The following is a 15,630-nucleotide window of genomic DNA, read 5'->3' as shown; positions in this document are numbered from 1 at the left end:
AAGGGAGTGATCGATGCGTTCCGGACCAGCACTGCTCGGCGCCTTCAGCGCGCTCGCCGTCGTCGGCGCGACGACGGCGTTCACGCTCGGCACACCTTCACCTGCCTCGGCGGCGACAGCTTGCGAGGTCGGCTACACGGTGAACGACTGGGGAAGCGGTTTCACCGCCACCCTCAGCCTGAAGAACCTCGGGACGGCGCCGCTGTCCGGCTGGCGGATCAGCTATGCCTACACCGGAAACCAGCAGCTGCAGCAGGGCTGGAACGGCACGTGGGCGCAGTCCGGCAAGACCGTCACGCTCACCCCGGCGACCTGGAACGCCACGATCGCCCCGAACGCGTCGGTCACCGCCGGCGCGAACTTCGGCTACAGCGGGGCGAACGCGGCACCGACGTCGTTCAGCGTCAACGGCGAACCGTGCGGGGGCACCCAGCCGCCGACCACCGCCCCGACCACACCGACCACCACGTCCACGCCGCCCCCGAGCGGTGCGCCCCAGCTGCACGTCTCGGGCAACCGGCTGGCCGACGCGGCGGGCACGCCGGTGACGCTGCGCGGGGTGAACCGCTCCGGCGGCGAGTTCGCGTGCGTGCAGGGCAACGGCCTCTTCGACGGGCCGATGGACGCGGCCTCGGTCGCCGCCATCAGGAGCTGGCACGCGAACGTCGTGCGCGTCCCCTTCAACGAGGACTGCTGGCTGGGACTGTCCAACGTGGACCCCCGGTACGCCGGGGCCCCCTACCGCGCGGCCCTCAAGTCCTATGTGGACCTTCTGCACGACAACGGCCTGGTCGCGATCCTCGACCTGCACTGGACGCACGGCGTCTACACCGGGAACTCCTCGGCGTGCAGCGACGTCAACGCCACCTGCCAGAAGCCGATGACCGACAGCGAGCACTCGGTGGACCTGTGGACGTCGGTCGCGACCACGTTCAAGGGCGACAACGCGACCATCCTCGACCTGTTCAACGAGCCCTACCTCGACCGCGCGGTGTCCGGCTCGGCCCAGGCGTGGACGTGCTGGCGGGACGGCGGCTCGGCGTGCTCGGGCATCGGCTACCCGGTGGCGGGCATGCAGACGCTGGTGAACGCGGTGCGCGCGACCGGCGCGACCAACGTGATCATGCTCGGCGGCCTCGCCTACTCCAACGACCTCACCGGCTGGCTGCAGTACAAGCCGAGCGACCCGGCCGGCAACCTGGCCGCCTCCTGGCACTCGTACAACTTCAACACGTGCAGCTCGTCGTCGTGCTGGGACAGCCAGCTCGCGCCGGTCGCCGCGGCGGTGCCGCTGGTGGCCGGGGAAATCGGCGAGAACGACTGTGCGAGCGGGTACGTCACCGGGCTGATGGACTGGTTCGACCGGCACCAGGCGTCCTACCTCGGCTGGACCTGGAACACCTGGCCGTGCACGTCCGGCCCGGCGCTCATCACGTCCTACGACGGCACGCCGACGGCGTTCGGCGCGGGCATCCGCGCCCACTTCCTCGCGGCCGGCTGACGGGACCGGGCGTGGGGGGCGGGGCGGCGGACCCTTCCGCCGCCCCGTTCCCGTTCCTCCGTCAGGACGTGGTGCAGGGGCTGCCGTTGAGCGCGATCGCGGTGGGTTTGCCGTTGGCGGTACCGGAGGTCCCGGTGAAGCCGAACTCGGCGCTGCCGCCCGGTGCGATCGTCTTGTTCCAGCCCGCGTCGACCGCCGAGACCGCCGTGCCGGTCTGCGTCACCTGCGCGTTCCAAGCCTGCGTCACGCGCTGACCGTCGGCGAACGACCAGGTGACCGTCCACCCGTTGACCGCACCGGTTCCGGTGTTGCCGACCTTCACCCCGGCCTGGAAGCCGCCCTGCCACTGGTTCGTGACGGTGTAGGCCGCGGTGCACGACGAAGACGGCACCGGAGTGGTCGTGGTCGTCGGGGGAGAAGACGTGGTCGTCGTCGTGGGCGGCGGCTGGTCGCCGCCGGACTCGCCGATGATCACGCCTCGCCCGTTCGTGCCGACGTACACCCGGCCGTACACCCGCGGATCGCCGCTCAGCGCCGCCCCGATGTTGCCGTACTGGTGCTTGTCGTCGTTGATCCGCGTCCACGAGGCACCCGCGTCGTCCGACCGGAAGATCCCGCGCACGCCACCGATCTTCGCGATGGTGTATAACGCCGCATACGTCCGGCCGGGAGCGGCCTTGCCGAACCCGATGTTGTCGGCTTCGGCGACCCCGCTCAGCTTCGTGAAGGACGCTCCGGAGTCGGTCGAGTGCCACAGACCGTACGTCGACCCGGAGCCGCCGGCCAGCCAGACGTCGCCGGTCACGCCCGCCACCGCCTTGAAGTGCACCGACGCACTGGGCAGCCCGGTGGCCGCGGTCGCGGTGAACGTCGCGCCGCCGTCGGTGCTGACGTAGAACCGGCCCGCCGCGAACCCGTAGAACCGCTTCGGGTCGACGCGGTCGGCCTCGACCACCGCGCCCGCCGGGATACCGGCCGACGCCGTCCACGACGAGCCGAAGCCCACCGAGTAGCTGACGCCCGCGCCGTCCGGGCTCCACACGAACCGGCTGCCGTCGGCGGCCGCGGCCACCGTCCCGCCGCTCGCGCCGCCACCCGGTTCGGCGCCCTGGAACCAGTTCTTGCCGCCGTCGGTGGAGAAGGCGACGCGGTTGTCGTTCGGCCGGGCGGTCCGGTCGAGCGTGCCGGTGCGCACGATCGTCGCCGGGTTCAGCTCGGCGTAGTCCAGGCTGGTCGTCGTCGTGAACACCGGCGAGGTGAACATCGCCGACGGGACGGCGTCGAGGCTGTCGTGCCGGAACCCGCCGATGTCGCCGAGCCCGGAGAGCAGCGGCGCGCCCGAGGGCGGGCTGATCAGGTCCAGCACCGCGGTCTCCTCGAGGCCGCCGACGACCGGCTTGAGCGTGATCTTCCCGCCGCTGTCCCACTTCGTGAGGTCGGATGTGCCGTAGATGGTCGCGCCGGTGCCGTAGAGCAGGTGGTTCGAGTCGAACGGGTCGATCTCCACCGACTCGGTCATCCAGCCGAGCTTCGGCGAGGGCACCGGGGGAGCGGCCTGGACGCCGAAGGTCAGCCACGGCACCGAGGAGATGTCCTGGGTGTAGCGCAGCGAGCGGTCCGGGTAGCTCGTCCAGTCCCAGATCCGCGTCCAGGTGGTGCCGCCGTCGGTGCTGCGGAAGAAGATCACGTCCGGCCACCACGACACCTGCGTCGCGACCATCAGGGTGTTCGGGTGCTGCCGGTCGATCGTCAGGCCGCTGTAGCCGAAGTAGTCGTCGGCGCTGTCGGAGGCGATCGGGCTGATCCGCGTCCAGGCGCCGGTCTTCGTGGCGTACTTCCAGACGTCGCCCTTCGCGCCGTCGTACGGGCCGCCGGTGTCGCTGGTCGCGAGGTAGAGGTAGCCGCCGACCGGGTCGAGGACGCCCTTGTGCGCCAGGAACCCGGTGGGCTGGCCGGCCAGCCGCGCCCACGTCGTGCCGCCGTCGGTGCTGCGGTAGACGGTGTTCGCCTTGTCGGCGACGCCGACGTAGATCGTCTGCGTGGTGCTGCCGCGGGTGCCGGTCGACGGGTCGAACGTCACCCAGGTGACGCCCTCGTTGTCGCTGGAGTAGCCCGACGGGTCGCTCGGGTCGGGCGCGTAGTTCCCCGGGTTGGGGAAGGCGGTCACCTTCGCCCAGGTGACGCCGGAGTCGGTGCTGCGCCAGAGCCCGTTGCCGCTCGGGGCGCCGAGGTAGAGGACGCTGTCGCGGTTCGGGTCGATCGCGAGCCGCTCGCCCATCCCGCGGCCGGGCATGTTGCCGCCGAGCTTGAACGGCAGCGCCGCGGCCTGCCACGTCGCGCCGCGGTCGGCCGAGCGCAGGACGGCGCCGGGGTTCGGGTCCCAGCTGTTGGTGTACATGCCGGCCGCGGCGTAGACGCGGTTCGGGTCGACGGGGTCCGTGGCGAGGCTGACGACGCCGTTGTGGCCCCAGTCGGTCCAGCCGACCGAGTCCAGCAGCGGGATCCAGCGCCCGGTGGCGGTGTTCCAGCGGTACGCGCCGCCGATGTCGGTACGGGTGTAGGCGAGGCCGGGCTCGGTCTGGTTGAAGACGATGCCGGGGACGAACCCGCCGCCGCCGATCTCCGCGTTGCGCCACGTGGTGGTGGCCGCGACGGCGGCGGGGGACGCCGGCGCGGCGGCGACGGTGACCGCGACGGCGACCGGCGTCAGGACGGCCAGCAGGATCGCGAGCAGGTGTCTCGGTGATCGGGAACGCGTACTTCGCACGGTTGCCTCCACAAGTCTGCCGACAGGAGGCTGGAAGCGCTTCCAGGAACTTAAACCACGGCTCGGACCAGGTCAAACGCTTCGACGATTTCGCTCGCCGACTCCGTCCACAATGGAATTCGTGAACCGGCGGAACCGGCCGTCCGTGTCCATTGTGTACCGGTTCGCGACCGGAAGGGAGGGTGTGGCGGACGGAGCAACGTTGTGCGCCAACCGGTATCACATATGTGAACGTCGATCACGTTTCTGAATTGTTACCAACCACTGTCTTGCCCGGTTTTTTCCGGCGTGTGAGTGTGGTGCCGCTGGCTGGACTGGACCTACGAAAGAGGCGACCCGGCAATGACGCAGACAGCCCCGGCGCGGCACATCAGCCGAACCACCTTGTACTTCTTCGGCGCGCTCGGCGGCATCCTCTTCGGTTACGACCTCGGGGTGATCTCCGGCGTGCTCCCGTTCATCGGGAAAGCCTGGTCGCTGACCGCCTGGGACAAGGGCGTGATCACCGCCAGCCTGTCGGTCGGTGCCATCGTGGGCGCGCTGTTCTCCAGCCGCATCAACGAAGCGCTCGGCAGGCGGCGCACGATCATGGTCGCCGCGGTGATCGTCATCGTGGGCACGCTGGCGGCGAGCTTCTCGCCGACGTTCGCGCTGCTCGTGATCTCGCGGCTGGTGATCGGCCTCGGCATCGGCCTTTCGTCGTCGACCGTGCCGACCTACCTGTCCGAACTGGCGCCCGCCCGGTTGCGGGGCGCGATGGGTGCGCTGAACCAGATCTTCATCGTGCTCGGCATCCTGATCGCGTTCCTGGTCAGCTACTGGCTCGGCCCGATCTCCGCGTGGCGCTGGATGTTCGCCGGCGCGATCGTGCCCGCCGCGATCCTGCTCGTCGGGCTCGCGTTCCTGCCGGAGACGCCGCGCTGGCTGCTCAAGAACGGCCAGGAAGCCGAAGCCCGGCGAGTGCTGGAGAGCGCGCACGGCAACACCGTGAACCTCGACGAGGAGATCGCGACCATCCGCGAGGTCATCCAGATGGACACCGAGGGCAAGCCGCGCTTCCGCGACCTGTTCTCCGGCTTCGTGCGCCCGATGATGATCGTCGCCATCCTGCTCGCGGTCGGCCAGCAGTTCAGCGGGGTCAACGCGATCAACGCGTACTTCCCGACGATGCTGATCGGCCTCGGCTTCGCCACGCAGGCCGCGCTGCTGTCCGGCGTGCTGCTGGGCGTCACGAAGTTCCTGTTCACCGCGTGGGTCGTGTTCGTCGTCGACCGCTGGGGCCGCAAGCCGCTGCTGCTCATCGGCAACGTGATCATGGTGATCACGCTGGTGGCGGCCGGGCTCGTCGTGCTGAACGTCCACGACACCGGCACGCGCGGCATCCTGATGCTGGTGATGATGGTGCTGTACCTGGTCGGCTACGAGCTCGGCTGGGGCGCGGTCGTCTGGGTGATGATGGCCGAGGTGTTCCCGCTGAAGTACCGCGCGACGGGCATGGGCGTCAGCAGCGTCGTCCTCTGGGCGGCGACCGGCATCGTGAGCGCGGTGTTCCCGCTCATCTCCGCCGCGGGTTCGCTCGGCATCGGCGGGTCGATGTTCCTGTTCGCCGGGATCAACGTGGTGCTGTTCGCACTCACCAAGTGGCTCGTCCCGGAGACGAAGGGCCGCTCGCTGGAGCAGATCGAGCTCGACCTCCGGGCGCGGCAGGGAGTCGCGGCCACGAGCTGACCCCGGGGGGTAACGGGGCAAAGCGGCGGGGCACGGATGCGTCCGTGCCCCGCCGCTGCGGTAATTCGCTTGCCCCGCCGCCGTTCGGCGCTGCACTGTGCCCCGATGGAGATCCGTCCCACGACCGAGCAGGACCGCGACGTCTTCGTCGACACGCTCTTCGCCGCGTTCGGGCGCTTCCCGGAACCTCCCGGCGAGGGCGGCCGGGTCTGGTCGGCGCTGGAACCGGACCGGTGCCTGTTCGCCGTGACGGCGGAGGGGAAGCCTTTCGCCACCGCGGCCGCGTACTCCTTCGAGCTGACCCTGCCCGGGAAGGCCATCGCCCCGGCCGCCGGGGTGACCGCCGTCGGCGTCCTGCCTTCGCACCGGCGACAGGGCGTGCTCACCGCGATGATGCGGCACCACCTCGCTGACGTGCGGGCGCGCGGGGAGTTCCTCTCCGTGCTGCTGGCCAGCGAGGCCCTGATCTACCGCAGGTTCGGCTACGGGCCGGCGACCACCACGCACCGGCTGACGGTGGCGCGTCATCGAGCCGCGTTCGCCGTCCCGCGGGCCGCGGCCGGTCCGGTGCCCGGCTCGATCGAGGTCCTGCCGCGCGCCGAGTGCACCGGGCTCCTGGAGGAGGTCTACGACCGCTACCGCCGGGCCCGGCCGGGTGCGCTGTCCCGGCCGCACCACTGGTGGACCCGGGGCGCGGGACGGCCGCCGATCGCCCCGGCGCCGCGGTACGTCGCCGTCCACCGCGACGCCGGCGGCGTCCCGGACGGCTACGCGACGTACCTGATGGAAGGGCCGGGCACTCTGACGGTCGACGAGACGATCGCGGCCGACGACGCCGTCGCCACGGCATTGGCCCGGTTCCTGCTGGACCACGACCTGGCCACCGAGGTCGTGTTCCGGCAGTGCCCGCCCGATCACCCCCTGCGCTGGCAGCTGGCCGACTTCCGCGCCGGCGAGGTGACCGACGAGACCGACTGGCTCTGGGTCCGGCTGCTGGACGTCCCGCGGGCGCTGACCGCGCGCGGCTGGGCCGCCGACGGCGAGCTGGTCCTCGACGTCGAGGACCCGTTCCTCGGCGAGCGGGGCCGTCACCTGCTGACGGTCCGGGACGGCAAGGCCGACTGCGTCCCGACGGACCGGGAGCCCGACCTGTCCCTGGACGTGACCGACCTGGGCTCGTTGTACCTGGGCGGCACGGCCCCGAGCACGCTGGTGCGCGCCGGGCACGTCCGAGCCCACCACCCGGAGGCGGCGGGTCTTGCTGACGCGCTCTTCCGCGCCGAGCGAGCGCCGCACTGCCTGCACTGGTTCTGACCGGGCGGCTTCCGGGTCAGACGGCGGGGACGGGCGCGAGCCCGAGTTTGCCCGCGAGGCGCCCGATCCACGCCTCGACCGGAGGATCGCGCAGCCGCCCGCGGCTGGCATTGGACCGGCCGCTCGCGGCGACGCACCCTTGCGCGTCGCGAGTGCCGCGGTGCCCCTCGCGGTCAGACGGCGGGGACGGGCGCGAGCCCGAGTTTGCCCGCGAGGCGTCCGATCCAGGCCTCGACCTCCGCCGGCTCCCGGTCCGGCAGCCCGAAGATCGTCTCGGTCACGCCGAGGGAATCCAGGTGCGCCAACCGGTCCGGGTCGGGCCGCTCGCCGAGCGCGCAGATCCGGGGCGCCCCCGCCCGTCCCTCGGCGAGCCAGATCTCCTTCAGCAGGGCCACGTGCCCGTCGAGATCCGTGTCCGCCGGCGTTGTGATCCAGCCGTCCGCGTGGCGGGCGATCCAGCGGAACGTCTTCTCCGTCGGGCCCGCGCCGAGCAGCACCGGGATGTGCGCCTGGATCGGCTTGGGCCACGCCCAGCTCGGGCCGAACGAGACGAACTCCCCGTCGTAGGAGGCTTCTTCGCAGGTCCACAGCGCGTTCATCGCTTCGAGGTACTCGCGCAGTGCCGTGCGGCGGCGGTTGCCCGGGACGCCGTGGTCGGTCAGCTCGTCGACGTTCCAGCCGAAGCCGGTGCCGAGCGTCACGCGGCCGCCGGAGAGGTGGTCCAGGCTCGCGATCGTCTTGGCGAGGGTGATCGGGTCGCTCTCCACCGGCAGGGCCACCGCCGTGGACAGCCGGATCCGCGACGTCACCGCGGCCGCCGTCGCCAGCGCGACCCACGGGTCGAGGGTGCGGCTGTAGCGGTCGTCGGGCAGGGACGCGTCACCCGTGCGCGGGTGCGGTGACTCCCGCTTCACCGGGATGTGGGTGTGCTCGGGCACGTAGAAGGTGGCGAACCCCGCCTCCTCCGCGGCGCGCGCCGCGGAAGCCGGGGTGATGCCTCGGTCGCTGGTGAACAGCACGATTCCGTAGTCCACGCGAGGAGCGTATTAGAACGTGTTTCAGTTTTCAAGGTCGGCCGCGAGTGCGAAAAGTGGCAACGTGGACGCGGAGAGTAACATCGAGCCTCGCTCGAGCGATGATCGAAGCGACCTGGGTGCGCAGGCGAGGAGCGGTGCGCCGGCGCGGGACGCGACAAGGTGGAGACCCGGGAAAACGTGGAGGCAGGGTGGAATCGGTAATCCATTGTGGACTTACGGTGTCCCAGCCAGTGGACGCACCGGCGGGGCGGGTTGGCGGGCGAATGCCCGTTTCCAGTACCGTGGTCCACAGGTCGAGAGGCGCTGCGACGGACCGCCGGGTCCGCCACGCTCGACCGGGATCCACCGAACAAGGGCGCCTCCCGGATGAGGGAGGCTGCCGGTGAACCCGATCACCCCGCGAGAAACCCCCAGCGAACCCGACGCCACCGCGCGCCTGCGCGAGCTGCTCGGGCAGCGGGTGGCGGTGCTCGACGGCGCGTGGGGCACCATGCTGCAGGGCGCCGGGCTGACCCCGGCCGACTACCGCGGCGACCGCTTCGGCGACCACACCCACGACGTCACCGGCGACCCCGACCTGCTGAACCTCACCCGCCCGGACGTCATCCTCGACGTGCACCGCCAGTACCTCGCGGCCGGCGCGGACATCACCACCACGAACACCTTCACCGCCACCAGCATCGGCCAGGCCGACTACGGGCTCGAGGCGCACGTCCACGAGATGAACGTCCGCGGCGCGCAGCTGGCCCGCGAGGCCGCCGACGAGTTCGGCGGCCGGTTCGTCGCCGGGTCCATCGGCCCGCTCAACGTCACGCTCAGCCTGTCGCCCAAGGTCGACGACCCGGCATACCGCGCGGTGACGTTCGAGCAGGTCAAGGCCGCGTACGCGGAGCAGATCGCCGGGCTCGCCGAAGGCGGCGTCGACCTGCTGATGATCGAGACGATCTTCGACACGCTCAACTGCAAGGCGGCCATCGCCGCCGCCCGCGACGTCGCGCCCCACCTGCCGCTCTGGATCTCCGTCACCATCGTCGACCTCAGCGGCCGGACGCTCTCGGGCCAGACCGTCGAGGCGTTCTGGAGCTCGGTCGAGCACGCGAAGCCGCTGGTCGTCGGCGTGAACTGCTCGCTGGGCGCCGAAGAGATGCGCCCGCACGTCGAGGAGCTGTCGCGGATCGCCGGCACCTACGTCGCCTGCCACCCGAACGCCGGGCTGCCGAACGCGTTCGGCGGCTACGACGAGACACCGGAGGAGACCGCCGGGCTGATCGGCGGGTTCGTCCGCGAAGGCCTGGTCAACCTGGTCGGCGGCTGCTGCGGCACGAGCCCGGCGCACATCGCGAAGATCGCCGCCGCGGCGAAGGGCGTCACGCCCCGCGAGGTGCCCGCGCCACGCACACACACCCGGTTCAGCGGCCTCGAGCCGTTCGGCATCGGCGCCGACACCGGCTTCGTGATGATCGGCGAGCGCACCAACGTCACCGGCTCCAAGCGGTTCCGGCGGCTCATCGAGTCCGACGACCACCAGGGCGCCGTCGACGTCGCGCTGGAGCAGGTCCGCGGCGGGGCGAACCTGCTCGACGTCAACATGGACGCCGACCTGCTCGAGTCCGAGCAGGCGATGACGACGTTCCTCAACCTCATCGCCACCGAGCCCGAGGTGGCCCGGATCCCGGTGATGGTCGACAGCTCCAAGTGGAGCGTGCTCGAAGCCGGCCTGCGCTGCCTGCAGGGCAAGGGCGTGGTCAACTCGATCAGCCTCAAGGAGGGCGAGGAGCCGTTCCTCGCCCAGGCCCGCACCATCCGCAACTACGGCGCCGGCGTCGTCGTGATGGCCTTCGACGAACAAGGCCAAGCCGACACGGCCGACCGCAAGGTCGAGATCTGCGGCCGCGCGTACGACCTGCTGACGCAGCAGGCCGGGTTCGCGGGCGAGGACATCATCTTCGACCCGAACGTCCTGGCCGTCGCCACCGGTATCTCCGAGCACAACGGCTACGCGAAGGCGTTCATCGAGGCGCTGCCGCGGATCAAGGAGCGCTGTCCCGGCGCCCGGACCAGCGGCGGCATCTCGAACCTCTCGTTCTCCTTCCGCGGCAACGACATCGTGCGCGAGGCGATGCACTCGGCGTTCCTGTTCTACGCCGTGCAGGCCGGGCTGGACATGGGCATCGTCAACGCCGGCCAGCTCGCGGTCTACCAGGACATCCCGGCCGACCTGCTCGAACTGGTCGAGGACGTGCTGTTCGATCGCCGCGAAGACGCCACCGACCGGCTGGTGAGCTTCGCCGAAAACGTCAAGGGCAGCGGCACCAAGCGCGTCGTCGACCTCTCCTGGCGCGAAGGCACCGTCGGCGAGCGGCTGTCGCACGCGCTGGTGCACGGCATCGTCGACTTCATCGTCGACGACACCGAAGAGGCGCGGCTGCAGATGGCCCGACCCCTCGACGTGATCGAGGGCCCGCTGATGGACGGCATGAAGATCGTCGGCGACCTGTTCGGCTCCGGCAAGATGTTCCTGCCGCAGGTCGTGAAGAGCGCGCGCGTGATGAAGCGGTCCGTCGCCTACCTCGAGCCGTTCATGGAGGAGGAGAAGGAGAAGGCGCGCCTGGAGGGCCGGCTGGAGTCGTCGAGCGGCCAGGGCAAGATCGTGCTCGCGACGGTCAAGGGCGACGTCCACGACATCGGCAAGAACATCGTCGGGGTCGTGCTCGGCTGCAACAACTACGAGGTGATCGACCTCGGCGTGATGGTGCCGGCCGCGAAGATCCTCGACACCGCGGTCACCGAAGGCGCCGACGCGGTCGGGCTGTCCGGCCTGATCACGCCGTCGCTCGACGAGATGGTGGCCGTCGCGACCGAGATGCAGCGCCGCGGCCTGAAGCTGCCGCTGCTGATCGGCGGCGCCACGACGTCCCGCCAGCACACCGCGGTCAAGATCGCGCCGGCCTACGACAACGCGACGGTGCACGTCCTCGACGCGTCGCGGGTGGTCGGCGTCGTGTCCGACCTGATGGACCCGGACCGCTCGGTCGCGCTCGCCGAGAAGAACCGCGCCGACCAGGACGTGCTGCGCGAGCAGCACGCCAGCAAGCAGCGGCGCCCGATGCTGACCCTCGAGCAGGCCAGGGCGAACCCGGAGCGGGTGTCGTTCGACGGCCTGCCGACCCCGGCGTTCACCGGCCGCCGCGTGGTCGAGCCGAGCATCACCGAGCTGCGCGAGATGGTCGACTGGCAGTTCCTGTTCCTGGCCTGGGAGCTCAAGGGCAAGTACCCGGCCATCCTGGAGCAGCCGGTGGCCCGTGAGCTGTTCGACGACGCGAACACGCTGCTCGACGAGATCATCGCGAACGGCAGCTTCACCGCGAAGGGCGCGTACGCGTTCTGGCCGGCGCACAGCGAAGGCGACGACATCCTGCTCGAAGGCGACTACGCGCACGTCGGGTTCCCGATGCTGCGGCAGCAGACGTCGAAGCCGCTGGACCGCGCGAACCGCTGCCTGGCCGACTACATCGCGCCGGTGGGCGACCACCTGGGCGGCTTCGCGGTCGCCATCCACGGTGCCGGCGCCTTGGCCGCGAAGTACGAGGCCGAGCAGGACGACTACCGCGCGATCATGGTGAAGGCGCTGGCCGACCGCCTGGCCGAGGCGTTCGCGGAGTACATCCACCTCAAGGCCCGACGCGACTGGTTCGAGCCCGACGCCGAACCGCTGCTGGAGGACCTGCACGCGGAGCGGTTCCGCGGCATCCGCCCGGCGCTCGGCTACCCGGCCAGCCCCGACCACAGCCAGAAGCGGGAGCTGTTCGAGCTGCTGGAGTCGGACGAGCTGGGCATGGCGCTGACCGAGTCGTACGCGATGACGCCGGCGGCGAGCGTGTCCGGGCTGATCTTCGCGCACCCGGAGTCGAAGTACTTCACCGTCGGGCGGCTCGGCCGCGACCAGATCGAGGACTACGCGCGGCGCAAGGGCGTCGAGATCGGCGAAGTCGAGCAGTGGCTGCGGCCGAACCTGGCCTACGAGCCCGAGGCGTAGTCCTTCAGTTCGATGTCCGTGGCGAAGTTGTCGGTCGCCTTGAGCATCAGGCGGAGCAGGAAGCGGGACTTGAACGTCCAGTCCCGCAGCTTGATCCGCAGCCGGGACGGCGGCGCGAGGAACGGGCCCGCGCTGCCGCGCTGCGAGACCTTGGCGTAGCCGCGCATCTGCTCTTCGTAGCGGGCGAAGGCGGCGCGGTGGTCGCCGTCCGCCTCGAGGAGCTCGCCGGCGAGCACGTACGCGCCGACGATCGCCAGGCCGCTGCCGAAGCCGCCGAGGGTGTTGCCGTAGGCGGCGTCGCCGAGCAGGACGACCCGGCCGCGGGAGTAGTGGTCGATCGTCACGCGGGCGAGCGAGTCGAGGTAGAACTCGCGCGCGTCGGGGAGCTTCTCGATCAGCGCGGGCACCCGCCAGCCGGCGTCGCGGTAGGCCTCGGTCACGAGCTTCCGCTGGGTGTCGGTGTCGGTGCGGTCGTAGTCCAGCTCGGGCGAGGCGAAGACGAAGAACGCCGACGCCTTCGGGCCGCCGACCGCGGCCATCCGGCCCGGCTCGTTGTACATCACGGCGGTGCCGTCCGCGACCTGCTCGCCGAGCTCGGCCAGTGCGTAGTAGTGGCCGAGGAAGTGGACGTAGTCGCTTTCCGGGCCGAACGCGAGCCGCCGGACGTTCGAGTGGATGCCGTCGGCGCCGACGACGAGGTCGAACCGGCGCGGGGCGGCGGTGGCGAAGGTGACGTCGACGCCGTCGGCCGTCTCTGTCAGCGCGGTGATGGTGTCGCCGAAGAGGTACTCGCAGTGCGGCGCGGTGCGCTCGTACAGGATGTCGGCCAGGTCGCCGCGGCGGATTTCGATGTCGCCGCCGGTGAACTCGCCGGGGATGACCGCCTGCGGCCGTCCCTCGGCGTCGATGATCGTCTGGTCGGTGCCGCCGGTCTGGTGGGCGAGGACGTCGTCGAGGATGCCCATGCGCTCCAGCACAGTCCGGTGGGTGCCGCCCTTGAAGTCGATGGCCTGGCCGCCGGGGCGCACCGACGGGGCTCGTTCGACGACGGTGACGGTGCAGCCGTAGCGGGTGAGCCACAGGGCGAGGGCGGGGCCGGCGATGCTGGCGCCGGAGATCAGGACGCTGAGGTTTTTCAAGCCGTGGTTTCTCATGGCACCGAGCTTCGCCGGGCGGGCTGACCGGTCCCTGGCGAAGCGCTGACGGCGGCCGTCAGCGACTGTCGCGAATGGACCGCGCGCGGACGGTGACGGCGGAAAATTCCCGGCCGTGACCTGGACATTCCCGACGGTTTTCGCACGTTGACCACAGCCGGTCACCCGGGCACCATTTCCCGGGGGAGAGGGGGCGGCGATGCTGGACAGCGAAACGCGACCGGCGGCCACCGCGCTCGGCGAGCTGCTGCGCACCGGGGAGCGCGCACTCGAGGCCGACGGCGACCTGCGTGCCGGCCGGGAGTGGTTCGACCGGGCCTACCGGGCCGCTGAGGCAGAGTGCGACGGCCCGGGGATGGCGCGCGCCGCGCTGGGCCTGGCCGGGCTGTGGGTGCACGAACACCGGAGCGCGGCCGCGGCGGCGTTGCTGCAGGCGCGGTTGCGCAGTGCCCGCACGGCGGTCGACCCGGGGTCGTCGCTGGCCCTGCGGCTCAAGGCCCGGCTCGCGGGCGAGGCCGACTACGTGGCGGGCGAGAGCAACGAGATCCTCGCCGTGCTCGAAGAGGCCAAGCGCGCGGGCGACCCGGTCGCCTGGGCCGAGGCCGCGAGCCTGGCCCACCACTGCCTGCTCGGCCCGGACCACGGCGGCCAGCGCCGCGCGCTCGCGCAGGAGCTGATCACCGAAGGCTTCCGCACGGGCCGGCGCAGCGACCTGCTGATGGGCCTGCTCTGGCGCACGGTCGACCTCTTCCTCGACGGCGACCCGCACGCCCAGCGCGGGCTCGCCGACCTGCGCGGCCTGCTGGCCGAACGCGACCACCTCGCGGTCGGGTTCGTGCTCGACGCGATCGACGTCATGCTCAGCATCCGCGCCGGCCGGTTCGACGAAGCCGAGGCGCGGGCGGCGGCCTGTGCCCTGCGGGGCGAGCAGGCCGGCGACGCCGACGCGATCGGCTGGTACACCGCGCAGGTCGGGGCGGTCCGCTGGTACCAGGGCCGCATGGCCGAGTTGCTGCCGGTCCTGCGGGAAACGGTGCATTCGCCGACGCTCAGCGCGGTGGACAACGCCTTCGTCGCCGGGCTGGCCGTCGCCGCCGCTTCGGCCGGGGACGAGCGCGAGGCGGCCGGTGCACTGGCCCGGCTACGGGGGCAGGACCTCGCGCTGCTGCCGCGGTCGAGCAGCTGGCTGGTGTCGATGTACGGGATCGTCGAGTCCGCGTACCTGCTCGCCGACGTCGACTCGGCGCTGGCCGCGTACGCGCTGCTCACGCCGTTCGCGCGGCTGCCGATGATGGGCAGCCTCGCCGTCGCCTGCTTCGGCTCGGTGCAGCACGCGCTGGGCGTGGCGATGCTGACCGCGGGCGAGACCGAGCGCGCCACGGAGCACTTCCGGGCGGCGGTGCGCGACAACCTCGCGCTGGCCCACTGGCCGGCCGCGGCGCTTTCCCGCGCCCGGCTCGCGCAGGCGCTGGGGCCGGGTTCGGCCGAAGCCGGACGCGAGCTGGCCGCGGCGACGCGCGAGGCCGAGCAGCTCGGGATGGTGCTGCCCGTCTTCGCCGGCCGCGTCGCGGACCGGCGGGTCACGTGCCGGCGCCAGGGCGGCCACTGGCTCTTCGCCCTGGACGGGCGGTCCGTCGAGGTCGAGCACAGCGTCGGGATGGGCTACCTGGCGACGCTGCTGGACAACCCGGGCCACGAGCTGACCGCGGTCGAGCTGGCGCACGGCGTGGTCGCCGAGGCGACGTCCGCGCAGCCGATGCTCGACCGGACGGCGACCGCGCACTACCGGCGCTGGCTCGCGAACCTCGAGGCCGAGCTCGACGAGCACGAGGCCAATCACGACGCGGGCCGGGCGGAAAAGGTGCGCACCGAGCGCGACTGGCTGCTGGGCGAGCTGTCGGCCGCCGCGGGGCTCGCGGGCCGGGTCCGCGAGTTCGCCGGCGCGGAGGAGAAGGCGCGGATCGCGGTGGGCAAGGCGATCCGCCGCGCGCTGACCCGGATCGCCGCGGCGGACGCCGTGATCGGCGACGTCCTGCGCGACGGCGTCCGCACCGGCACCCGCTGCTCCTACCACCCCGGCTGACGTACGCCGG

The 15,630-nt window shown here is 71.5% G+C and carries 8 protein-coding genes and 1 riboswitch; of the genes, 5 read left to right on the top strand and 3 right to left on the bottom strand.

The window, feature by feature from the left end; translation table 11 throughout:
• Nucleotides 1-13: 13 nt before the first annotated feature.
• Nucleotides 14-1,501: a cellulase family glycosylhydrolase gene (locus ACZ7OU_RS33945; RefSeq protein WP_470258354.1), complete on the top strand. Its 1,488-nt coding sequence runs from the start codon at nucleotides 14-16 to the stop codon at nucleotides 1,499-1,501.
• A gap of 61 nt (nucleotides 1,502-1,562) precedes the next feature.
• Here ACZ7OU_RS33945 and ACZ7OU_RS33940 read toward each other — a convergent pair whose 3' ends face one another.
• Entirely contained in the window at nucleotides 1,563-4,268 is a 2,706-nt protein-coding gene (locus tag ACZ7OU_RS33940) for a cellulose binding domain-containing protein (protein ID WP_470258353.1), read from the bottom strand.
• 342 nt (nucleotides 4,269-4,610) lie between these two features.
• Between ACZ7OU_RS33940 and ACZ7OU_RS33935 the strand changes: the two genes are divergently transcribed.
• Nucleotides 4,611-5,996 carry a sugar porter family MFS transporter gene (locus ACZ7OU_RS33935; RefSeq protein ID WP_470258352.1) on the top strand — a complete coding sequence of 462 codons (1,386 nt, stop codon included), beginning with the start codon at nucleotides 4,611-4,613 and terminating at the stop codon, nucleotides 5,994-5,996.
• 105 nt (nucleotides 5,997-6,101) lie between these two features.
• Nucleotides 6,102-7,310 carry a GNAT family N-acetyltransferase gene (locus ACZ7OU_RS33930; RefSeq protein ID WP_470258351.1) on the top strand — a complete coding sequence of 403 codons (1,209 nt, stop codon included), beginning with the start codon at nucleotides 6,102-6,104 and terminating at the stop codon, nucleotides 7,308-7,310.
• A gap of 173 nt (nucleotides 7,311-7,483) precedes the next feature.
• Here ACZ7OU_RS33930 and ACZ7OU_RS33925 read toward each other — a convergent pair whose 3' ends face one another.
• Nucleotides 7,484-8,344, bottom strand: coding sequence for a TIGR03619 family F420-dependent LLM class oxidoreductase (locus tag ACZ7OU_RS33925; protein WP_470258350.1), 861 nt, complete (start codon nucleotides 8,342-8,344; stop codon nucleotides 7,484-7,486).
• Nucleotides 8,345-8,636: 292 nt separating this feature from the next.
• Nucleotides 8,637-8,715, top strand: a riboswitch (S-adenosyl-L-homocysteine riboswitch).
• 14 nt (nucleotides 8,716-8,729) lie between these two features.
• On the opposite strand from ACZ7OU_RS33925, the gene metH reads away from it, so the two are divergent.
• A complete protein-coding gene (gene metH / locus ACZ7OU_RS33920) occupies nucleotides 8,730-12,383 on the top strand; it encodes a methionine synthase (RefSeq protein WP_470244519.1) in 3,654 nt (1,217 codons plus the stop codon).
• Here metH and ACZ7OU_RS33915 read toward each other — a convergent pair.
• A complete protein-coding gene (locus ACZ7OU_RS33915; protein WP_470259024.1) occupies nucleotides 12,365-13,522 on the bottom strand; it encodes an FAD-dependent monooxygenase in 1,158 nt (385 codons plus the stop codon). The two genes, metH and ACZ7OU_RS33915, sit on opposite strands and share 19 nt — an antisense overlap.
• A 214-nt stretch (nucleotides 13,523-13,736) precedes the next feature.
• Here ACZ7OU_RS33915 and ACZ7OU_RS33910 point away from each other — a divergent pair, with 214 nt between their 5' ends.
• Nucleotides 13,737-15,620, top strand: coding sequence for a hypothetical protein (locus ACZ7OU_RS33910; protein ID WP_470258349.1), 1,884 nt, complete (start codon nucleotides 13,737-13,739; stop codon nucleotides 15,618-15,620).
• The last annotated feature ends 10 nt before the right edge of the window (nucleotides 15,621-15,630 follow it).

The sequence above is a fragment of the Amycolatopsis sp. NPDC114505 genome (genome assembly GCF_055633615.1).
Note: the sequence above shows the minus strand (reverse complement) of the source record. Positions and strands in the feature narration are given on the sequence as shown.